Source organism: Campylobacter concisus (assembly GCF_003048375.1).
Classification (GTDB): domain Bacteria; phylum Campylobacterota; class Campylobacteria; order Campylobacterales; family Campylobacteraceae; genus Campylobacter_A; species Campylobacter_A concisus_T.
This window is the reverse complement of the sequence record NZ_CP021642.1, coordinates 1712884-1733953: the sequence shown is the minus strand read 5'-3', so window position 1 is coordinate 1733953 and position 21070 is coordinate 1712884. Positions and strand designations below refer to the sequence as shown.

20 protein-coding genes are annotated in these 21070 nt (G+C 40.7%); 10 read left to right on the top strand and 10 right to left on the bottom strand.

Annotated elements, in window-relative coordinates:
* Positions 1-267: 267 nt before the first annotated feature.
* Positions 268-1773, bottom strand: a complete 1506-nt coding sequence (locus tag CCS77_RS08620) for a flagellin B (RefSeq protein ID WP_107917152.1) — start codon at positions 1771-1773, stop codon at positions 268-270.
* A 200-nt stretch (positions 1774-1973) separates the two neighbouring features.
* On the opposite strand from CCS77_RS08620, the gene topA reads away from it, so the two are divergent.
* The 4 genes from topA to crcB all read left to right on the top strand — a co-directional run bounded on the left by topA (position 1974) and on the right by crcB (position 6431).
* A complete protein-coding gene (topA, locus tag CCS77_RS08615) occupies positions 1974-4088 on the top strand; it encodes a type I DNA topoisomerase (protein ID WP_103610653.1) in 2115 nt (704 codons plus the stop codon).
* A 59-nt stretch (positions 4089-4147) separates the two neighbouring features.
* Complete coding sequence (locus CCS77_RS08610) at positions 4148-4882, top strand: hypothetical protein (RefSeq protein ID WP_107917151.1); 735 nt, start codon at positions 4148-4150, stop codon at positions 4880-4882.
* A 356-nt stretch (positions 4883-5238) separates the two neighbouring features.
* Positions 5239-6078 carry a biotin synthase gene (locus CCS77_RS08605; protein WP_107917150.1) on the top strand — a complete coding sequence of 280 codons (840 nt, stop codon included), beginning with the start codon at positions 5239-5241 and terminating at the stop codon, positions 6076-6078.
* Positions 6078-6431, top strand: a complete 354-nt coding sequence (crcB, locus tag CCS77_RS08600) for a fluoride efflux transporter CrcB (RefSeq protein ID WP_103581463.1) — start codon at positions 6078-6080, stop codon at positions 6429-6431. Before CCS77_RS08605 ends, crcB begins: the two co-directional genes overlap by 1 nt.
* Before the next feature lie 850 nt (positions 6432-7281).
* On the opposite strand, the gene CCS77_RS08595 is transcribed toward crcB, so the two are convergent.
* Positions 7282-7764, bottom strand: a complete 483-nt coding sequence (locus CCS77_RS08595; RefSeq protein ID WP_107917149.1) for a hypothetical protein — start codon at positions 7762-7764, stop codon at positions 7282-7284.
* 116 nt (positions 7765-7880) lie between these two features.
* Here CCS77_RS08595 and CCS77_RS08590 point away from each other — a divergent pair, with 116 nt between their 5' ends.
* From CCS77_RS08590 to CCS77_RS08580, 3 genes are read left to right on the top strand one after another with little or no spacing between them, the layout of a single operon-like run.
* Positions 7881-9044, top strand: coding sequence for a cation:proton antiporter (locus tag CCS77_RS08590; protein ID WP_002940802.1), 1164 nt, complete (start codon positions 7881-7883; stop codon positions 9042-9044).
* A gap of 2 nt (positions 9045-9046) precedes the next feature.
* On the top strand, positions 9047-10324 hold the full coding sequence (locus CCS77_RS08585; protein ID WP_021085366.1) for a citrate synthase: 1278 nt from the start codon (positions 9047-9049) through the stop codon (positions 10322-10324).
* The gene (locus tag CCS77_RS08580) at positions 10321-11124 is read left to right on the top strand and encodes a 3'(2'),5'-bisphosphate nucleotidase CysQ family protein (RefSeq protein WP_107917148.1); all 804 of its coding nucleotides are present in this window, start codon (positions 10321-10323) and stop codon (positions 11122-11124) included. The genes CCS77_RS08585 and CCS77_RS08580 overlap by 4 nt, the downstream gene beginning before the upstream one ends.
* 2 nt (positions 11125-11126) lie before the next feature.
* On the opposite strand, the gene CCS77_RS08575 is transcribed toward CCS77_RS08580, so the two are convergent.
* Genes CCS77_RS08575 through CCS77_RS08540 form a run of 8 tightly spaced genes read right to left on the bottom strand, consistent with a single transcriptional unit; the run spans position 11127 to position 17151 of the window.
* The gene (locus tag CCS77_RS08575) at positions 11127-11591 is read right to left on the bottom strand and encodes a damage-inducible protein (protein WP_107917147.1); all 465 of its coding nucleotides are present in this window, start codon (positions 11589-11591) and stop codon (positions 11127-11129) included.
* A gap of 1 nt (position 11592) precedes the next feature.
* Entirely contained in the window at positions 11593-13149 is a 1557-nt protein-coding gene (locus CCS77_RS08570; RefSeq protein ID WP_107917146.1) for a class I SAM-dependent methyltransferase, read from the bottom strand.
* 9 nt (positions 13150-13158) lie between these two features.
* Positions 13159-13656, bottom strand: a complete 498-nt coding sequence (locus CCS77_RS08565; RefSeq protein WP_103597207.1) for a redoxin family protein — start codon at positions 13654-13656, stop codon at positions 13159-13161.
* Positions 13657-13692: 36 nt separating this feature from the next.
* Positions 13693-14367, bottom strand: a complete 675-nt coding sequence (modB, locus tag CCS77_RS08560; protein WP_107848069.1) for a molybdate ABC transporter permease subunit — start codon at positions 14365-14367, stop codon at positions 13693-13695.
* Positions 14367-15224, bottom strand: coding sequence for a sulfate/molybdate ABC transporter ATP-binding protein (locus CCS77_RS08555; protein WP_107917145.1), 858 nt, complete (start codon positions 15222-15224; stop codon positions 14367-14369). The genes modB and CCS77_RS08555 overlap by 1 nt, the downstream gene beginning before the upstream one ends.
* 2 nt (positions 15225-15226) lie before the next feature.
* Positions 15227-15616 carry a TOBE domain-containing protein gene (locus tag CCS77_RS08550; RefSeq protein WP_107917144.1) on the bottom strand — a complete coding sequence of 130 codons (390 nt, stop codon included), beginning with the start codon at positions 15614-15616 and terminating at the stop codon, positions 15227-15229.
* Positions 15613-16368, bottom strand: a complete 756-nt coding sequence (gene modA / locus CCS77_RS08545) for a molybdate ABC transporter substrate-binding protein (RefSeq protein WP_107917143.1) — start codon at positions 16366-16368, stop codon at positions 15613-15615. The genes CCS77_RS08550 and modA overlap by 4 nt, the downstream gene beginning before the upstream one ends.
* A complete protein-coding gene (locus CCS77_RS08540; protein ID WP_103581455.1) occupies positions 16369-17151 on the bottom strand; it encodes a TOBE domain-containing protein in 783 nt (260 codons plus the stop codon).
* Between the two features lie 152 nt (positions 17152-17303).
* Here CCS77_RS08540 and CCS77_RS08535 point away from each other — a divergent pair, with 152 nt between their 5' ends.
* The 3 genes from CCS77_RS08535 to CCS77_RS08525 are packed head-to-tail and all read left to right on the top strand — an operon-like array spanning position 17304 to position 21069.
* Complete coding sequence (locus tag CCS77_RS08535; protein ID WP_103585993.1) at positions 17304-18014, top strand: MlaA family lipoprotein; 711 nt, start codon at positions 17304-17306, stop codon at positions 18012-18014.
* 2 nt (positions 18015-18016) lie between these two features.
* On the top strand, positions 18017-18619 hold the full coding sequence (locus tag CCS77_RS08530; protein ID WP_107917142.1) for an ABC transporter substrate-binding protein: 603 nt from the start codon (positions 18017-18019) through the stop codon (positions 18617-18619).
* On the top strand, positions 18619-21069 hold the full coding sequence (locus CCS77_RS08525; RefSeq protein ID WP_107917141.1) for an efflux RND transporter permease subunit: 2451 nt from the start codon (positions 18619-18621) through the stop codon (positions 21067-21069). The genes CCS77_RS08530 and CCS77_RS08525 overlap by 1 nt, the downstream gene beginning before the upstream one ends.
* Position 21070 lies beyond the last annotated feature (1 nt).

Sequence of the window (21070 nt, the reverse complement as noted above, 5' to 3'; positions counted from 1 at the left end):
TTCTACAAATGTTATTAATATTTAAATTTAAAGATACAAACCCTTTAAGAAGCCAATTAAAAACAACAACTGTAATTTTAACTTTTTATTTTTTTGAATTAGAAAACCCCAAAGACTAGCTTTGGGGCTGGGGGTTTGCGTATTGTAAAAGCATTAACACATTAGGGCTTTGCTACTGCAACAAAGCCCTATTTAAAACTTAATTTAACTAGCTACGTTATTGTAGAAGTTTCATTACGTTTTCAAGGAAACTTCACTCAACTCCTACTATTGTAGTAGCTTCATTACGTTTTGTTGAACGCTGTTTGCTTGACTCATAGCATAAGCACCTGATTGAGCTAGGATGTTATGTTTTGAGAATGTTGCAGACTCGCTAGCAAAATCTACGTCCCTGATTTGTGATTCTGCTGATTTTACGTTAACTTGAGTTACAGTTATGTTATTAACTGTAGCTTGAAGTTGGTTTTGAACTGAACCAAGGTCTGAACGAACTTGATCAAGTGTTTTTTGAGCTGACTCAGCGATACTCATAACAGCCATCGCACCGCGAAGTGTCATAACACCTGCAGATTGATTTACTGTTAAAGCTCCACTCATTCTTTGGAAGCCCATAGCTGTTGCCAATTCACCTTTTATTTGGCCTCTTACATCTCTTAAAGAGATAGATTGTTGAGCGCCACCATTTGCTGAGAATGCTACTGATAGTTTTGCAACGCCGCCAGCATCTAGCTTGATATCTCTACCATCAAGGCGAACTAGGTTTAGTCTTCCAACAAAGCCACTAATAGCTGTGCCTTTGCCAGCTACACCTTTACTACCAAGACCTTTTGAGATATCTTTTCCAGTTGCAACAATAGCACGACCATCACGGCTTGTTAAGACCATTTTGCCGCTTTCAGCATCAACTGAAGCTTCAACGCCTGTTTGATCTTTTACGGCATTGATAGCATTTACTAGTGCGCCATTAGCATCATTTTTTTGAACTTCTAAGTCACCTATTTTAACACCATTTATTGTTAAAGACTTGATTTGACCACCAGCGATAGAGGCACTTGCTCTCCAAGTAACATCAGCTGTTGCTCTAACACCAGTTTTATCAGCAACTTTGTTGATATTTTCTGCTAGTGCACCAAGGCCTTTACCGATACCAGTTGAAACAACAGCAGATGTAACACCTACATCGTTTACGCCATCAACGTTTAAGAATTTAAGTTTTACTTCACCCATAGCAGTAAGTAGTTTTGAACTCTCAAAACGTGTAAGACCGATCTTATCAGATGTAGTCGCACCAATACTTGCTTTAACAGTTTGGTTTGAGTAAGCGCCTATTTGGAACTCTTTGTTTGTAAATGTTCCGTTTAGTAGTTGCTGACCGTTAAATGAAGTAGTGTTACCGATATTGTCAAGCTCCTCCATTAGACGAACGATATCAGCTTGCAATGCTTGGCGTGATTGAGTTGTTTGGCCGTCTTGAGCTGATTGAGTAGCTTTAGTCTTGATAGTATCAAGAATTTTTAGCTGCTCGTCCATAGCTTTGTCGGCAACTTGAATGATACCAATAGCATCATTACCATTTGCAATAGCTTGACCTAGAGCTGAAGCTTGGCTTCTTAAGCTATCTGCGATAGATAGACCTGAAGCGTCATCTGCAGCTGTTTGAATTCTAAGACCAGAACTAAGTTTGTTAAGTGACTTAGATAGGTCAACGTTGTTGCTAACTGCGTTAGCGTGTGTGTTAAGTGCGTTTACGTTTGTGTTAATACGAAAACTCATTGTAAATCCTTTTATGTTTTAAGTTACGACTTCATGTCGCACGAAAACTATATCGATCGGTTTTTAAAAAAGTTTAGAGCTATGTATAAAATTTTTTATAAAAAACAAAAATCGCGTTCACCTAAAAATTTTTCACATGTTACACTCTAAAAAATTATTTCTGCTACAATTACGCCAAAAAATTTAAAGGCTATATATAAATGAAAAGCTTAATCATCGTGGAATCTCCCGCAAAAGCAAAGACTATCAAAAATTTCTTAGACAAAAGCTACAACGTCATCGCCTCAAAAGGCCACATCAGAGACCTGCCAAAAACGAGCTTTGGCATCAAGATAGAGGATGATAAATTTACCCCAGAGTATCGCATCAGCAGCGATCACTCCGCCATCGTAAAAGAGATAAAAGAGCTTGCTAAGGGTGCAGATGAAATTTATCTCGCGACCGATGAGGATAGAGAGGGTGAGGCGATCGCATTTCACATCGCAAATGCCATCGGCAAAGAGCCAACAAGTCTGCCTCGCATCGTCTTTCACGAGATCACCAAAAGCGCCATACAAAACGCTCTAAAAAGCCCAAGACACGTCGATATGAACAGCGTCAATGCCCAGCAAACAAGGCGCTTACTTGACCGCATTGTTGGCTACAAGCTAAGCCCACTTTTAAATTTAAAGATACAAAAAGGCTTAAGCGCTGGACGTGTGCAAAGTGCAGCGCTAAAGATAATAGTTGACCGCGAGCGTGAAATCCAGGCGTTTAAACCAGTCGAATACTACACCATTGACACCGTTTTTAAAAAAGATCTAGACGCCGAGCTAGTTAAATTTGAAAATCAAAAGATCGAAAAGCTAACCATCCAAAATCCAGACCGCGCAAAATACATCATTGAAAATTTACAAAATGAGAAATTTAGCGTCCGTGAGATCGAGAGCAAGGATAGAAAGATCCAGCCAAGCCCGCCATTTATGACCTCAACACTTCAGCAAAGTGCGAGCAACCGCCTTGGCTTTAGCCCTAAAAAGACAATGATGATCGCGCAAAGCCTCTATGAGGGCGTGCAAACAAACGAGGGCTTCATGGGTGCGATCACTTACATGAGAACGGACAGCTTAAATTTAGCCAAAGAGGCCGTCGCAGCCGCTAGAGAGCATATCCTGCAAAACTATGGCAAAGAGTATCTGCCAGCCAAAGCGATAAGCTACACGACAAGCTCAAAAGGCGCGCAAGAAGCCCACGAAGCGATTCGCCCTACAAATTTAAACTTCACACCACAAATCGCCGCTAAATTTTTAGAAAAAGACGCGCTCAAACTCTACACACTCATCTACAATAGATTTTTAGCCTGCCAAATGAGCGCATGTGTGAGCCAAACGCAAAACGTCTATGTAGCAAGCGAAAAAGGCGAGTTTAAGATAAGTGGCAGAAAAGTGCTATTTGACGGCTTTTACAAGGTTTATGGCGAGCTTGATAAGGATAAAATTTTGCCAAACTTAAAAAAGGGCGACGAGATGAGCTTGCAAAGCATAAAAAGCACGCAAAACTTCACCGAGCCACCAGCCAGATACTCTGAAGCTGGCCTTGTTAAAAAGCTAGAGAGCCTAGGCATCGGCCGCCCAAGCACATACGCACCGACCATCTCGCTGCTAACATCAAGAGACTACGTAAGGATCGAGAAAAAGCAGCTCATACCAAACGAGATCGCATTTAGCATGATAGGCGTTTTGGAGGAGCACTTTAGCAACATCGTCGATAGCGAATTTACCTCGCATCTTGAAGAAAAGCTCGATGAGATCGCACTTGACAAGGCTGACTGGCAAAAGGTGCTAAGCGACTTTTACTATCCATTTATGGAAAAAATAAGCGCTGGCAAAACTGGCATAAAAAGCCTAAAAACAGCCACTCCGATCGGCGAGAAATGCCCAGAGTGTGGAAGCGAGCTAGTGCTTAGAAAGGGCAGATATGGCGAGTTTATCGCTTGCTCAAATTTCCCAAAATGCAAATACTCAAGAAACGTCGCAAAAGATAATGAAAAGAGCGCAGAAACTGGCACTGCAACGGCAGCTAAGCCAAAACGCGAGCTCAAAAAACTTGACGTGCCATGTCCAAAATGTGGCGGCGAGATCGTTGAGAGATTTAGCAGGCGCGGTAAATTTTATGGATGTGCCAACTATCCAAAATGCGACTTCATCTCAAACTACGAGCCAGTCGCACAAAAATGCGATGAATGCGGTAGCGATATGATCAAAAAAGAGCTTAAAAAAGGCACATTTATAGAGTGTACAAAGTGCAAGAAAAAGACACTTATCTCTGAAAATTAAAATTTCTAGCCAAATTTGAGCTTTTGAGCCTAAATTTGGCTTATAAATTTGGACCTTAAATGCCTGAAACCATCATAGAAGTTAGCCAGTATAAAGGGCAAAAGAGCCTTGTGATAAACTGCACGCAGCTAGGAGATAGCTTCACGCCGCAGTATAAAACCGCCAAGCAAAAAAGAGCGGTGCTTGATGAGTGGTGCGACTTTTTAAGAAGCGAGCAGGACGCATTTGACGAGCTTAGCTTTTGCACCAAAATGCCTCAAGAGCTCTTTGACGCGGTGTGCTGCCAAAGAAATTTAAAGAGCCTTCATATCAAATGGGGCTCGTATGAGAGCCTTGATGCGCTAGCAAGTCTTTCTAGTCTAAAGAGCCTTTTTATCGGCTCTGGTGCTAGTGTAAATAGCATCGCACCGATCGCGACACTTACTGGGCTTGAAAGCCTTGCGGTGGAGAATTTTCAAAAGATAAGTGACTACTCTGCGCTTTCAAATTTGCAAAATTTAAAGAGCTTAGAGATCAGTGGCGACGGACTTTCGCCTAAATTTATCCACATAGAAAGCCTAGAGTTTTTACGCCAGATGCCTGGGCTAACCAGCCTTGTGATCTTGGTGGCTAGGCTAAAAAGCAAGGACTACTCGCCTATCTTATCTCTAAAATCCCTCACCCACCTTAGCCTGCCGCCGCAGCACGCACTTTTTGGACTTTTTGACGAGCTTAGCGCTTTGCCAAATTTAAAAACAGGTCTTTTAAAGGAGAGAGCGGAAATTTACAAGAAAAGTAAAACTTTAAATTTCTAAAAAATAGTTTTTGCAAATTTTAAATTTTCACTCACTCGCAAGAATTGACTACTGATTTTTGTATGATACTTCCATAAAATCAGAGCCGAAATTACTCGCTCATGAAATTTTAAAATTTGTGCGAGTTTGTCTGGCATAAATGACGCATGCGGCGCAAAACGCTATCGCATGCACTTCTAACGTCGTCGGGGTTAGGGGATTGTTAAGGGGGAAGGGAGCGACTTCGTAATTCAAGCCTCTTCCCCCTTAACAAAGGAATAAACATTTAAATTTACCTATTTCTCATAAATTCAAGCCACTCTACTTAAATTTTAAACCTACCAAAGCTATAATACGCCCCAAAAAAAGGATCAGAAATGAAGACTATCATGCTTTGTGCGATATGCTCTGTCACACAGGGAAACTGCGGTGAAGACTGCGCTTATTGCACGCAAAGTGCCAAAACTGGCGCTGATATCACGAAATTTAAAGAAAAAAGCGTGCAGCAGGTGGTGGACGAGGCCAAAATGGCTTATAAAAACCACGCTCTTGGCTTTTGTTTAGTCACAAGTGGCGCCAGGCTAAATGACAAAAAGACCGACTACATCGCTTCTTTGGCGCGCGCCGTGAGCAAAGAAGTGCCAAATTTGATGCTCATCGCATGTAACGGCATGGCGACTTACGAGCAGCTTTGTGAGCTCAAAAATGCTGGCGTTTTTAGCTACAATCACAACCTTGAAACAAGCCGCGAATATTTCCCCAAAATCTGCACAACGCACTCTTGGGACGAGAGATTTCAGACAAATTTAGACGCAAAAAGGGCTGGGCTAATGCTTTGCACTGGCGGCATTTATGGCGTTGGCGAGAGCGAGGCAGACAGGGTGAGCTTTAGAGCTAGCTTAAAAGAGCTTGAGCCATTTTCGTCGCCTATAAATTTTTTCATAAAAAGTGACGCCCTGCGCCTTGTTCAGCCACCTCTTAGCGCGGATGAAGCCCTAAAAATCGTGCGTGAGACCAAAAGCGCGCTGCCAGAAACTAGGGTCATGATAGCTGGCGGCAGGGAGAAGATTTTGGGCGAGAGGCAGTACGAGATCTTTGAAAATGGCGCAGATGCGATCGTGATAGGCGACTACCTCACCGCAAAGGGCGAGAAGGCGAGCAAGGACATCGAGGAGCTTACAAAGCGCGGTTTTAGCTTTGCAAGCATCTGCCACTAATGCTTGTAAATTTGCTTTTTGCAGGGCTTGGGGGCTTTATCGGAGCTGGGTGCAGGTTTTTAGCTGGCGAGCTGCTAAAATTTAGTCACTTTCCGCTAGCCACGCTTGGTGTAAATGTGCTTGGCAGCTTCATTATCGGCGTTTTATTTTGCTTAAATTTAAGCCAAAGCGTGAGGGTTTTCTTAGTCGTTGGCATACTTGGCGGCTTTACCACATTTTCAAGCTTTAGCCTTGATAGCGTTAAATTTTTACTAGAAGGCGAACTCATAAAAGGCTTTTTAAATATATTTTTAAACCTTAGCCTTTGCCTGCTTGCAAGCTATTTTGGCATTTTGCTTGGTAAAAATTTGTGAGGTTTTTAAGGTGTGTAATAAAAATAGCTTTATTTATGCCATTTTGCAAATTTTAAAATTCCATTCACTCGCAAGAATTGGCTACTAAAATTTGGCTTCGCTTATTGTTTAGCTCAAATTTTAGAGCCGAAATTACTCGTTCATGAAATTTTAAAATTTGTTAGAAATTTCTTAGAAGCAAGCCGCATGCAGTGCTTCAGCACTGACGCATGCCACTTCTAACGTTGTCGTGGTTAGGGGATTGTTAAGGGGGAAGGGAGCCTTCTTTGCTTCGCAAGCTCGCAACTGCAAGCAGACCGTAATTCAAGCTTCTTCCCCCTTAACAAAGAAACAAAACTTTAAATTTCTAAAAAGCTATTTTGCAAATTTTAAAACTTTACTCGCTCGCCTTAGCAGACTACTAAATTTAGGCTGCACTACGTTTAGCACTAAATTTAGAGCCGTGATATGCCAGCTCTAATTTTAAAATTTGCTATAAATTTTTTAAAACAAAACGCATGCAGTGCTTTAGCACGATTGCATGCCCCTTGAACGTGCGAGGGGATTGAGGGATCTAAAGGGAGATAAGGGGATGGCTTCGTGTCTGCCCCGCAGTTGCGAGCCTGCGAAGCAAAATTCAAGTCCCCTTGTCTCCCTTTTGAATAAAAAGAAATTTACAAATTTAGTCAAGCTGTCTTTGCAAATTTTAAAATTTCACTCACTCACAAGAATTGACTACTAAAATTTGGCTTCGCTTTCAGCTTAGCTCAAATTTTAGAGCCGAAATTACTCGCTCATGAAATTTTAAAATTTACTGAGGCTTACCGATATACAATCGCATGCAGTGCGTAGCGCCGTCACATACACCTCTCTATCTAGCTTCTACCTTTGGCATCTGCAGCATAAAATTTCTAGCTTCGCTTAAAAGCACAGGTTTGAGCGCATCTGCTGATGTTTGTGGATCGTAAATTCTCTCATACGAAAGCATCAAAACTCCATCTTTTTTAAGCAAAAAGTGGATTATTTCTATATTTTTGCTCTTAGTTTCATCTTTTATAAGAGCTAAAATTTGATCATTTTCTTCGCTAAAAAGCACATTTTTATCTTGCTTAAGAGCCTTTTTTAGCTCCTCTAGCTCGCTTTTTGTCTTAATATCTTTGTCAAATTTTACCTTAAACGAGGCAAAGTGCTCGTCCATATTTTCATTTTTTAAAAAGTAAAAGCTCTCATCTTTAACCACTTGCTTTTTATAAAATGTGCTCCCATCAAACCTAAAACTCTCAACTAAATTTGGCTCATCTGCCAAAGAAAAGACACCAAAAAACAGCAAAACAAAAAGGCCAAATTTACGCATAAAATTTCACTCCAAATTTTTAAAAATAGCCGCCATTTTGCCCAAATTTCGCTTAGCTTAATCAAAAAATAACAAAGCTTTTTATACAATCAGGCATTTTTATTTTAAGGATCTTTTTGCAGTTACACCAAGCAAGCGAGCTTAGCATCCTTGTCGTTTTGGCATTTATCGTCTTTGCTTCGCCTTATATTTCTAAAATTTTACGCATTCCAGTCGCACCTGCTGAGATACTACTTGGAGCGGTTGCTGGCTACATTGGAGTTGTCGGCGAAAACGAGATGTTTAAGCTCATCAGCGAAGTTGGCTTTTTCTTTTTGATGTTTCTAGCTGGCATGGAGATCGACCTTAGGATGCTAATAAACATCGACCGTAAAATTTTGCGCCTTGGGCTCATCTATCTAGCGCTCATCTACGCTCTAGCCACGGCCTTGACGCTAGGACTTGAGCTTAGCCTGCTTTACATCATCATCATCCCGATAATGGCCGTTGGCATGATATTTACGCTATTTAAGGAGTATGGCAAGCAGCAAGAGTGGCTAAATTTAAGCATGCTAATAGCAACTATCGGCGAGCTTTTAAGCATCACACTTCTAACCTTTACCGCTGCTTACTTGCAGTTTGGAGCGAGCATAAATTTATGGCTAACGATTGGCTATTTGATCCTATTTTTGGCTATCAGCGTGCTTAGTTTTAAAATTTTGGACGTGCTTTTTTGGTGGTATCCGGGGCTTAAAGTGGTGCTCATGCCACACTACGACAAGGACGAGAAGGACATCAGGCTTTGCATCGCGGTATTTTTCACGATGATAGCCTTGATGCTCTATCTAAATTTAGAGGTCGCCTTTGGCGCGTTTATCGCAGGTATGTTTATCACGACATTTTTCGATCACAAAAAGGACTTGCCGCACAAGCTTTCAAGCTTTGGATTTGGCTTTTTGGTGCCGATATTTTTCATCCACATAGGCTCGACCTTTAAGCTTTCAAGCCTAGGATCTAGCGAAGTGATAAAGGATGCTATTTTTATATTTTTAGCGATGCTTGGCACGAGAGTTGTATCTAGTTTGCTCTTTTTGGGCAAGCTTGGCTTTAGAGGGATATTTTTATTTTCAGTTTCGCAGTCTATGCCGCTCACTCTTTTGATCGCAGTTGCTACTATCGCACACAAATCAGGCGAGATAAGTGACTATTCTTACTCATCTTTCATCCTAGCAAGCCTCGCACAAGCTATAATAGGAGCTATAATCATCAAAATTTTAATGCAATCAAAAAGCAAGGAGTAAAAATGTCATCAAATACAGCCACACTAATCGACAACCGAACTGGCAAGAGCTATGAATTTCCTATCCTAAAAGGCACGATGGGGCCAGACGTCATCGACATATCGACCTTTTTTAGCGATACTGGGATGTTTACCTTTGATCGGGGCTATACCTCAACTGCGATGTGCCGCTCAGCCATAACCTACATAGACGGCCTAAAGGGCGAGCTCATGTATAGGGGCTACGACATCGCCTATTTGGCTGAAAATAAGACATTTTTGGACGTTGCCTACCTGCTTTTAAACAAAGAGCTGCCAACGAACGAGCAATACAGGGGCTTTAAAGATGAGCTCAAAAAAAGGAGCTTCATACACGAGGGCATGATGAAGCTATTTGATGCATTTCCAGACAAAGCGCACCCTATGGCGATCTTGCAGGCAGCAGTCTCAGCGCTAAGTGCCTTTTACTCAGATCACCTAAATATGGACAAGCCTGAAGAGTATCACGAGATGGCTATGCGTATAATCGCCAAGATCCCAACGATCGCAGCCTTTAGCTACCGCTACTCACGCGGACTTCCTATTATATATCCAAATTTAGATCGTGGCTTTACTGAAAATTTCCTCTACATGATGAGGGGCTATCCATACGAGCACGTCGATCTTAAGCCTATCGAGATAAAGGCGCTTGACACGGTCTTTATGCTCCACGCTGACCACGAGCAAAACGCCTCGACGACTACCGTTAGGACTGTTGGCTCTACGCACGCGCACCCATACGCATGTATAAGCGCTGGTATCGGCGCTCTTTGGGGCTGGGCTCATGGCGGAGCAAACGAGGGCGTCATCCGCCAGCTTGAAGAGATCGGCTCGGTCGCAAACGTCGATAAATACATCGCTAGAGCAAAGGATAAGAACGATCCATTTAGGCTGATGGGCTTTGGTCACAGGGTCTATAAAAACTTTGACCCGCGCGCAAAGGTGCTTAAAAAGATGAGAGATCAGCTGATGGACGAGATCGGCATTAGCTCAGAGCTCATAAAGATCGCCAACCGTATAGAAGAGATCGCGCTAAATGACGACTACTTTGTAAGTAGAAATTTATATCCAAATGTTGATTTTCACTCAGGGCTCATCCTAAAGGCGCTTGGCATACCAAACAATATGTTTGCCGTCATCTTCGTCATCGGCAGGACGCCAGGCTGGATCAGCCAGTGGATCGAGCTAAAAGAGCAAGACACTATAAAGATCGTCCGTCCAAGACAGCTCTACGTCGGAGAGACAAACAGAACACCAAAATGAGCGAGCTTTTAAATTTAGCCATCAAGGCAGCCATCAGCGCTGGAGGTGAGATAATGAAATTTTACTCATCTAATAGCCAGGCGCTTAAAGTCTGCCTAAAAGATGACAGCTCGCCGCTAACTAGCGCTGATCTAGCGGCAAATGAGGTGATACTAAAAGAGCTAAGCAAAAGTGGGATAAAGATTTGCTCTGAAGAGAGCATCTTACAAGATAGCGACAAAGACGAGTTTTGGCTAGTTGATCCCCTTGATGGCACGAAAGAATTTTTAGCTAGAAATGGCGAATTTTGCGTTTGTATAGCGCTTATAAAAGAGGCTAGGCCGGTACTTGGCGTCATTTTTATCCCAGTTAGCAAAGAGCTTTTTTACGCTGATGAAAACGGCGCTTTTAAAGAAATTTTAGGTGCTAATGATGAGGTCGTAGCAAGAGATGATCTAAATGAAAAAGCTAAAAGCTTAAATAACTTCATCTTTTCAAGCAGAAGAGGCGAGACGAAGAAGGTTGAACTTGTAAGAGATAGTTTAAATTTAGAGCAAAAATGCATCGGATCTGCCATTAAATTTTGCCGTTTAGCCGAGCTTGGCGGGATATATGTGAGATTTAGCCCTAGCTATCTTTGGGACAACGCTGCAGGCGAGGCGGTAGTGAAATTTAGCGGTGGCAAGGTCTTAAACGCTAGCGACAGATGCGAGCCAAGCTACAAGCTAGCGGATCTAAAAAGCCCATTTTACGTAGCTTTTGGCAAAAATGCTTTGAGCTTAGAGGATGAAGTTTTTAAGCTTATAGAGCAGGGCAGATAAGGCTACTTGCAGCTTATCTCATTGCTCATCTTTAAAAATGCGCTCTCGTTTTGCTCTAAAAATTTATTTGCCGCTTCTAAATCTTGAAATTTATCTTTTAGCCTGATCACTAAAGTGCCACATTTTAGCTCTCTAGCTCGCTCTAAACTGGCATCAAAGCTTTGCGTTAGATCATTTACGCTTTTTATCAAAAGATCGTTTTTACCTAGCTCTTTTACGCTAAATTTAGCGTGCCTCTCAGCTCTTACTACGCCAAGATAGTTTGCGACTTTAGCGTTACTTATATAGATGAAAACTCCCTCACGAAAGTTGCTGCTAAATGCCACTGCATCATCTTGCTCAAGTATCTTTGCAAGCTCTTGGCCGCCGTAGTTTAGGCTGCTTTTAAGATTTAGATTTTTCACGCTTGGCTTGCTAGCACAACCTGCTAGAAATATACAAAATATAAGAGCAAGAATTTTTTTCATTTTAAATTTCCTCAAGCAGATAGAGCATGCTAGCTATCTTTGCTGTGCCTACGATGTAGCCCTTTAAGTGAGCGACTAATTTGTCATTTTTAAGCTCTTTGCCATTTTTATCAGATATTTTTATGCTGTTTTCTTTTATAAATTTTAAACTCTTAGCTGTTATTTCTTCTAAAGTATTTTTACCATCAAGTAGTAAAAATATATAGTAATCAAGCCTGTCAAGACGTTCTGTAAGACCAAATTTGTTTGCAAAGGTAATGTCTGCGTTATCTTTGTGGTTTAAAAAGTACTTTATATAGCCGGTTAAATTTGCCTTTAGCCTTGAGTGATTTGGAGCATACTCTATATCTTTTAGCTCATCTTTAACTATCATCGCGCTTGCTGAGTTAGTTAAAAGTCTTACAAAAGCGCTATAAACCATGAGCTTATCTTCTGGCAAAATCTCTAAAATTTGAGAGAGATTTATGCTTGCTGGATACATCTTATAAAAGACCTCGCAAAGCCAAGATATATCTTGAGGCATAAGAGAAAATTTATCATGCCAGCCATCATCTTTTTTTACAAAGTCGGCTACGACGTGAATTTTATTTACATCGCTTGGTCCTATTTGTTTATTAGCCACGCTCTCATAAGCCTTAGCATGCACGATGAGACTTTGCCTAAAGACCTTATTGCTAAGTATATCCATAAACTGCTCTAGATCGATCCTATCTTTAAATTTGCTATCTTTGTAGTTATCTACATGCTCTATGCCAAGATCTGGCACAAAAAGGTCTTCAAGTCCGTATTCGCAAAGATAGGCAAGATCGTTTTTAGCCAGCATGGCGTTAAAGTCTTTAAAGTAAAATGGATCGTTTATCTCTTCTAAAAACTCATGAGCTACGTAAAAATCGCTTTTACTAAGAATATTATCTATCCAAAAAAGAAGTACCTTGAGAGGTATTTGTTTCTCGTATATTTCATTGTCTTTGGCTAGTAAAATTTCCTTAAAGATTAAAAGTGCCTCTTTGGCTGCCTTTAGCCTCTCTTCAGTGCTATCTTTGTCTTTTGCGGCAAGCAGCATAAGATCACGCACGACATCTTTTATCTTCCAGCCTGGGTATGTGTTATAAGAGATAAACGCCACGCCGTTTTGGCTTAAATTTTCTCTTACGACTCTTAAAATAGCATCTTTTACAAAGTCAGGTACCCAGCTAAAGACGCCGTGAGCGATGATGTAGTCAAATTTCTCATCACTTTTAAATTCACAGATATCGCCGTGAATTAGCTCTAAATTTTGTAGTCCTATCTCTTTTACGATCTCTTTACCACGCCTTATTTGTTCGCCGCTAAGGTCGATGCCAACTACTCTTGCGTTCTCGTTATTTACAGCAAATGGGATCAAATTTCCACCAAAACTGCATCCTATCTCCAAAACTTTTGCGTTTTTGCAAGGTGGCGGGTTGATGCCAAGAAGTGTGGCGCAAGCCTCTAGTTTATAGGGTGATGACTGCGCAAATGCCGCTGATTTATATGTTAGCTCGTCATAAGACTTTTCGATCTTGCTATTTTTGTCCATTTTCTATCCTTAGTAGTCTTCGTTTTTTATCTTCTCCAACATATTTTTGGCGTCGTTTTCAGGCTCATCAACGATATATGCGCGCCTTATATTGCCACCTTTTATGATAAGTGTTTGACGAAAGTAAAATTTATGCCCATTTGAAGCTGCAAATACAGGCAATTCAAGCGCGCGCTCTAGCATAAACTCGCTATCATTTAAAAACATCACGCCAGTTGCGGTCTCTTCTTCAAATTTCTTCTGAGCAGCGATATCTTGGGAGCTGATAGCTACTACCATAAAGCCAAGATCGTTAAATTCTTTAAGAAGTTTTTTGTAGTTTATCGCTTGCTTGGTGCAACCCTTCATGCCCGCAGTTTTTTGTAGCTGCTCGCTTAAAAGCTCAAAATCCTCGCCTATCTTTGGATAGATAAAAACCACGCAGTCGTGGGTCCTTGCAAAGGCTGAAAAGTCAAATTCTTTACCGTCTAAAGTCCTTAAATAGATGCTTGTAGGCACTTTTATCATGTTTTGTCCTTTAAAAATTTTATCTATTATATATCTTTAAGCTTTTTTTGAATTTAAGAGATAGACGACAAAAAGAACGAAAAAGCTAATTATTAGCATCAAAAGAGCGTAAATGTGAGCTTTGGTATAGTCAAGCATCTCAACTGCTTCAAATATCGCGATACTAGCGACCTTGCTCTCACCAGCCACGCTGCCACCTATCATCAAAACCACGCCAAACTCGCCCATCGTATGAGCAAAACTAACAACGATCGCGGTTAGTAAGTTTGATCTGATGCTTGGCAAGATGACCCTAAAAATGGTCGTAAGCTTGCTTTTACCAAGGCTGTAGCTCGCCTCAAAAAGGCTCTTTTTTAGGCTATTTAGCCCAGCATAAATGGGCCCAAACATAAATGGCAGCGAGTAGATGCAGCTTGCTACAACAAGGCCCGTGAAGTTAAAAACCAGCCTTACGCCAAAGAGCTCTTCGATAAATTTACCAAAGGCTGAGTAGGGCGAGAGAAAAATGAGCAGATAAAAGCCAAGAACGCTTGGCGGCAGCACCAAAGGCAGCGAGATGATGGACTCTAAAAACGCCTTGCCAAAGAATTTCTTTTGCGACATAAAGTAAGCAAGTCCTACGCAGAAGAAAAATAGGATAAAAGTCGTGATAAAAGAGAGCTTTAGCGAGAGCCAAAATGGCTCGTAATCGATATTTGCTAGCTCACTCATCATGCTTTTACCAAATTTACGCCAAAGGCTTTTGTGCTAACTATGGCGGTGTCGCCAGCTCTTAGCCCACTAGCTTCTGCGCTACTTAGCACGACTTCGCAAATTTGGCGGTTTATGAGCACGCTTGCTACAAAAATGGCGTCACACTTTTTGATCTCTAAAACCTTAGCGTTAAATGCAAATTTTTGCGATCCTGCACTTTTTAAAAATATCTCACTTGCACTGCCAGACCTTGAAATTTTGCCATTTTCAAGTACAAAAACCTTGCTACAAAGCTTGTAAATTTCAGCTATGTCGTGACTTACTAAGATAACACTCATCTTAAACTCATCATGAAGTGCTAGTAAATAATCCTGCAGCTTCTCGCGCATGGCGTTATCTAGGGCACTTAGTGGCTCATCTAGCAGTAAAATTTCTGGCTTTCTCATCACCGCACGAGCAAGTGCCACGCGCTGCTTTTGACCGCCTGAAAGCTCGCCTATCTTGGCGTTTTTTAGGCTCTTTAGCTCGCAAATTTCAAGCAGTTTGTTTGCTAAATTTTCATCATTATTTGCAAAGAGCAAATTTTTAAAGACATTCATATTTTCAAAAAGGGCGTAGTCTTGAAACAAAAAGCCGATATTTCGCTTTTGCGGGGCTAAATTTGTCTTTTCGTCAAAAAATATCTTATCTGTAGCCTTTATCACGCCACTTTGTGGGGCTTCAAAGCCAGCGATGAGCCTTAAAATCGTCGTTTTACCTCCGCCACTTGCTCCATAAAGTGCGACAAACTCGCCACTTTCAAAGGCAAGCTCGGCCTCAAGCATAAATTTACCGCCACCGCCATTTAGCTCTTTTTTGCAAGAAATTTCTATCATTTTTAAGCGCTTACGTGGATACTTGTTGATTTAACATAGGCAAAAACCTGCTCGCCTATCACTAAATTTAGCCCTTTTAGAGCGTGATCTGAGATGATAGCCTCAAAGCAAAGCTGCTCACACTTTAGGCTAACTATACTTAAAATTTCGCCACGAGTTATGCCAGCGACCTCGCATTTTAGCTCATTTTCAAGCGAACTAGCCTCAAGTCTAAGCCTTGATAAAACGACGTCTGAACTTTTGAAATTTAAGCTCACCTCATCATTTAGAGCAAATTTGCTAGCCTCATTTAAGGCCAGCATATATAAATTTCTCCCTAAATTTAGGCACTTAAGCTCAAAAAAATTGACGCCATCTTTAGAAGAAATTTGAACGATCTTTGCTCTTATCATTTAGCTGGGACGTTGTAGCCAAATTTCTTGAAAATTTCTTTTGCCTTTTCGCCCAAGATAAACTCATAAAATGCCTTCGCATCAGCGTTATTTTCAGCACGTTTTAGAAGCACGATGCCTTGATCGATCGGAGTGTAGAGCTCTTGAGGCACGAAGATGTAGTTAATGCCCTCTTTGTATTTTGCCATTTTCTCGCTAAAAAGCGCGCTAGCAGCGATAAATCCAACATCTGAAGCGCTCAATGCTTGAGAAAGTGTCTCAGAAATTTTTTGAGCATAGACGATGTTTTTCTCTACTTCGTCATAAAGTTTTGCATTTTTAAGAGCCTCGATGCTAGCTTTGCCGTAAGGTGCGGTTTCTGGGTTTGCTACCGAGATCGCTTTTAGGCCGCGAACCACTTCGATGCCCTTTTTAAAGTCCACATCTCTTATAGAAAAGATCGCCAAAGCGCCTTGAGCGTAAACTTTTGGAGCAGCCACTGCAAAGCCTGTGTCATAGGCCTTTTGTGCAAAGCCCATATCAGCAGCCATGAAGATATCAGCTGGAGCCGAGTTTTGTATCTGCGTGACAAGGCCGCCGCTTGCGCCAAGAGTTAGGTTGATCTTAGCGTCTGGGTGAAGCTTATTAAACTCTTTTATAAGCTCTGGAAACGCGTAAGTCGTGTTTGCTGCGGCATAGACATTTACCTCTGCGCCAAGTGCGTTTATGGCAAGCAGAGCTGCCACACATAGAAATTTAAAAACCTTTTTCATTTATACTCCTATTATGATTTGAGATGATTTTACTATTGCTAAAAGCGTGTCACCAACGCCTATTTGCATATCCATCGCGCTATCTTTTGTGATGATGGCAGTTAAAGTTTGCTCGTCGCTTAGTTTTAGCGTGACCTCGGCATTTACAGCGCCTATCTTTGCCTCGATGACCTCGCCTTTTAGCTGATTTTTAGTGCTTATTTTTATATCAAGATCTTTTGCTAGGATGACAGAGGGTGCTTTAAAGATGAAAACTACCTTTTGACCCACTTTTAGGCCTAAATTTTTCTCGCTCTCAACTGTTATAGTCGCTTCAAGCGTGTTGCCATTGCTTAGCTTTGCAGTGATCTCAGAATTTACAGCACCTCTATTTATGCTAACGATCTCGCATGAGAGCTGGTTTCTAGCGCTTAAATTCATACTCATTCTTTGTAAATTTATGATATCAACATCTTCAAAATCAACCTTTTGGCAAATTTTTTGTAAAAAGTCCTTTTGCGTCTCGAGGATAGCGTCGTAAATTTTTATCAGTTTTTTGGCGTATGGGCTAAGCTCTGATCCGCTATTTTTCTTGTTGCCATCAGCTCTTATGATGAGAGGCTTACTGCTTTTGTTATTTATCGTATCTAAGCAGTCCCAAGCGTTTTTATACGATATGCCCACCACTTCAGCAGCTTTTGTAATACTTTTTGTCTCTTTTATCGCTTTAAGTAGCGCGATATGCTTTGCTAAAACCTGCGTATCTTCGCCCAGAAATAGCTCTAAATTTATATCTGCTTTCAAATTTTTACCTCTAAATATATAATAATAATTTGCAAAGTATATCTAATTATATTAATTCACAAGCTTAAATTATAAATTTTCTTTAATTTCTTGTAAAGTTTCAAGAGGATAAAATCAAGCTGTATTTTATAAATAAATTTTAAGGTTTTATGATGAAATTTTTGCTTGCTATCTTTTGTAGCCTGCTTTTAGCCTGTGCCAGCGCTGATTTGAACGCAAACAGTGAAAAAGATGATTTTGACGTTGAGTTTGAAGCAAAAAAAGATGTTTTTGACCCGCTTAGTGGCTACAACAGAGTGATGACAAATGTAAATGACTTTATATATATAAATATGCTAACTCCAGTTGCAAAAGGCTACGCTTATGTCGTGCCAGCCACAGCTAGGACGATGGTTGCAAATTTCTTTGACAACCTTCTTTTTCCAGTGCGTTTTGTAAATAACTTGCTTCAGTTTAAATTTCAAAACGCTGGCGAAGAGACTTTGCGCTTTTTGGCAAATACGATAATTGGCTTTGGAGGGCTAACAGACGGGGCAAAATACTATGATCTAAAGGCTCACAATGAGGACTTTGGACAAACCCTTGGCTACTGGGGGCTTGGAAGCGGTTTTCACATCGTTTGGCCTTTGCTTGGACCATCAAATTTAAGAGATACTGGCGGCCTAGTTGGAGACTATTTTGCCGATCCTATCAGCTACGTTGATCCTAGGCTTTTATCGCTTGGTATCAAATCTTATAGAGCATTTAACGGCTTTTCACAAGATCCAACTGCTTATGAAAAACTACGCAAAGACGCAATCGATCTATATCCATTTTTACGCGATGCTTACGAGCAAAGACGCGATAAACTTATCAAGGAGTAAGTATGAAAATTTTTAAAGCTTTTGCGGCGATTTTACTTTTAGCAACTAGCCTTTTTGCCCTCTCAAAAGAGCAGATAAAGCCTGAGATAGAGGCAAAGACAACAAAGGTGATTGAAATTTTAAAAAATACAAATTTAGATAACAATGCAAAGACAAAAGAGATTTTTGCTCTGCTTGATCCATTTTTTGACTACAAACAAATGGCAAAGATCAGCCTTGGCAAACGCTACAACAGCCTAAGTGCTGACGAGCAAGCTAAATTTGACGCTGCATTTGAGCAAAAGCTAAAAAGCTCATATATCGACAAACTTTTAGGCTACAAAGACCAACAGATCCACATCACTGGAGAGAGTGAGCCTCAAAAAAATAGATATTGGCTCACATCAGAGCTTCTAAATGACGGCAAAAACTATGAATTTGTCTATAAATTTTACGATGCAAAAGAGCGTGGCTGGCTCATTTACGACCTTGATATCGTTGGTGTGAGCATCATTCAAACTTATAGAAGTCAGTTTGGCGACGTGCTAAACAATGCTGATTTTAATACGCTTTTACAAAAACTAAACGAAGCGGTTTTGCCTGATCAAAACAAAACTAATCCTTAATGCGACAAATTTTTAAATTTATCATTGCCAAAAACAAGCTTGTTATCTCGCTTGTGCTAGTTCTAAGCGTAGTTTTTGGCTACCTTAGCACAAAGCTTAGCATCGACGCTTCGGCTGAGACCTTGCTGCTTGAGCATGACCCAGATCTAAAAGCCTATAGGCAGATCGCAAAGCGCTACGATTCGCCAGGGCTTTTGGTGGTTGCTTTCACCCCAAAAGATGATCTTTTTTCACCTAAAAATTTAGAGCTTATTAAAAATTTAAGTGATGAGCTAGCCAAAAACGATATGGTTAGCAGCGTCATCTCTATCTTAAACGTCCCACTTCTAAATAGCGTAAAAGGTGGCGTTACAGGCATCTTAGATCACACACCAACACTAAGTGATAAAGATATAAATATCTCAAAAGCAAAGCTTGAGTTTGCAAAAAGTCCTATTTATAGCGGAAATTTGATAAGCAAAGATCTAAAAACCACAGCGATCGCGCTAAATTTAAAGCAAGATGAGAAATTTAACGAGCTTTTAAATGAGCGAAATTTGCTTAGCCAAAAAGAGTCAAACGGCACTATCACGCAGGCTGAAAAAGAGAAATTTAAAGCGCTTTTAGCGGAGTTTAAAGCCTACCGTGATGAGCTTAGAAAGAGCGATCACAAAAACCTTGAAGCCATAAAGGCAACTATCGCTAAATTTAACGCAAATGACGAGCTATTTTTAGGCGGCGCAAACATGATCGCTGATGATATGATAGGCTTTATAAAGAGCGATCTTTTGGTTTATGGGCTAAGCGTTTTAGCGCTTCTTAGTTTTAGTTTGTGGCTATTTTTCAGGCAGGTTAGATGGATCGTCTTGCCGATGTTTATCTGCGCGGTAAGTGCCATTTTTACGACTGGAATTTTTGGTATGTTTGGCTGGGAAGTGACGGTCATTAGCTCAAACTACATCGCACTTCAGCTAATTATCACCATTTCAACTGTCATCCACCTAGTCGTTAGCTATAGAGAATTTTATGCAAGGCACCCAAAATACAGCCAAAATCAGCTCATCTATCTAACACTTCGTGACAAATTTTCTCCATCTTTTTGGGCGATATTTACAACTGTTATTGGCTTTAGCTCATTAATGAGTGCCGATATAAAGCCAGTTATCATGCTTGGCATTATGATGAGTGCTGGTATTAGCGTTTCACTTGTGCTTGCATTTTTGCTATTTGGCTCGATAAATGTAAATTTAAAGAAGCTTGCTCCCGTTAGGACATTTGAAAACAGCTTTAAATTTACAAAATACTGCGCAAATTTAGCCCTAAACTCAAGAAAGATCATCTACGCAGTTTGCGTGCTTGTTGTCTGTTTTGGCGTTTATGGCATCAGTAAGATAAAGGTTGAAAACAGCTTCATTGGCTACTTTAAAGAGAGCACGCAGATCCGCCAAGGCATGCAGGTCATCGACACAAAGCTTGGTGGCACGATCCCAGTTGATGTGATAGTGAAATTTAAAGAGAGCGAGCCAAAACAAGAAAAAACTGATGAGAAAGATGACTTTGAAAGCGAGTTTGAAAACGACGCAAAGAGCGCAAAATACTGGTTTAACAGCTACCACACAAGAGTTGCAGAAAAAATCCACGACTATCTAAAAGAGCAAAATTTTGTAGGCAACGTAAGCTCTCTTGCAACGCTCATAAAAGCGATAAAAGAGCTAAATAACGGCGTAAGTGATGACTTTTTACTTGCTGCGATGTACGAAAAACTACCACTTGAGTATAAAAAGATCTTGCTAAGTCCTTATGTGAGCGTCGAAAATGACGAGCTTAGATTTAGCCTAAGGATCGTTGATAGTGATCCAAAGCTTAGACGAAATTTATTTCTAAAAGAGCTTAGAGAAGGGCTTACAGAGCTTACTAAAAACGATAACGTAAGCATCGAAGTTGTCGGCATGATGGTGCTTTATAACAACATGCTTCAAAATTTGCTTAGCTCGCAGGTTGATACATTTGGACTAACGGTTGCGATACTTTTTGTTATATTCTGCTTTGTTTTTAGAAGTATCAAGCTAGCGACCATCGCCATAGTTTCAAATTTGATCCCGCTTTGCACGCTCTTTGGTGTAATGGGTTTTTTTGGTATCCCACTTGATGTGATGAGCATTACGATTGCTGCCATTAGTATAGGCATCGGCGTTGATGATATCATCCACTACATCCACCGCTTCAAAGAGGAGCTGCTTACAAAGGACGTTTTTGAGAGCATCAAAGCTGCACACGCGAGCATAGGATACGCGATGTATTACACCTCATTTACCATTTTCCTTGGATTTAGCGTGATGATAACTAGCAACTTTATACCGACTATTTATTTTGGCTTGCTAACTGATCTTGTTATGGTATTTATGCTGCTTGGCGCGCTCATCATCTTGCCAAGTCTGATAGCAAGCTTTGTGAAAAAGCGCGAAGCATAAA

Coding starts and splice junctions, on each gene's coding strand:
- crcB (WP_103581463.1), top strand. CDS start 6,078: ATGCTTGTAAATTTGCTTTTTGCAGGGCTTGGGGGCTTTATCGGAGCT.
- modB (WP_107848069.1), bottom strand. CDS start 14,367: ATGAGTGAGCTAGCAAATATCGATTACGAGCCATTTTGGCTCTCGCTA.
- CCS77_RS08530 (WP_107917142.1), top strand. CDS start 18,017: ATGAAAATTTTTAAAGCTTTTGCGGCGATTTTACTTTTAGCAACTAGC.
- CCS77_RS08580 (WP_107917148.1), top strand. CDS start 10,321: ATGAGCGAGCTTTTAAATTTAGCCATCAAGGCAGCCATCAGCGCTGGA.
- CCS77_RS08555 (WP_107917145.1), bottom strand. CDS start 15,224: ATGATAGAAATTTCTTGCAAAAAAGAGCTAAATGGCGGTGGCGGTAAA.
- CCS77_RS08525 (WP_107917141.1), top strand. CDS start 18,619: ATGCGACAAATTTTTAAATTTATCATTGCCAAAAACAAGCTTGTTATC.
- CCS77_RS08620 (WP_107917152.1), bottom strand. CDS start 1,773: ATGAGTTTTCGTATTAACACAAACGTAAACGCACTTAACACACACGCT.
- CCS77_RS08605 (WP_107917150.1), top strand. CDS start 5,239: ATGAAGACTATCATGCTTTGTGCGATATGCTCTGTCACACAGGGAAAC.
- CCS77_RS08610 (WP_107917151.1), top strand. CDS start 4,148: ATGCCTGAAACCATCATAGAAGTTAGCCAGTATAAAGGGCAAAAGAGC.
- CCS77_RS08565 (WP_103597207.1), bottom strand. CDS start 13,656: ATGATAAAAGTGCCTACAAGCATCTATTTAAGGACTTTAGACGGTAAA.
- CCS77_RS08575 (WP_107917147.1), bottom strand. CDS start 11,591: ATGAAAAAAATTCTTGCTCTTATATTTTGTATATTTCTAGCAGGTTGT.
- CCS77_RS08535 (WP_103585993.1), top strand. CDS start 17,304: ATGAAATTTTTGCTTGCTATCTTTTGTAGCCTGCTTTTAGCCTGTGCC.
- CCS77_RS08570 (WP_107917146.1), bottom strand. CDS start 13,149: ATGGACAAAAATAGCAAGATCGAAAAGTCTTATGACGAGCTAACATAT.
- modA (WP_107917143.1), bottom strand. CDS start 16,368: ATGAAAAAGGTTTTTAAATTTCTATGTGTGGCAGCTCTGCTTGCCATA.
- CCS77_RS08585 (WP_021085366.1), top strand. CDS start 9,047: ATGTCATCAAATACAGCCACACTAATCGACAACCGAACTGGCAAGAGC.
- CCS77_RS08595 (WP_107917149.1), bottom strand. CDS start 7,764: ATGCGTAAATTTGGCCTTTTTGTTTTGCTGTTTTTTGGTGTCTTTTCT.
- CCS77_RS08550 (WP_107917144.1), bottom strand. CDS start 15,616: ATGATAAGAGCAAAGATCGTTCAAATTTCTTCTAAAGATGGCGTCAAT.
- topA (WP_103610653.1), top strand. CDS start 1,974: ATGAAAAGCTTAATCATCGTGGAATCTCCCGCAAAAGCAAAGACTATC.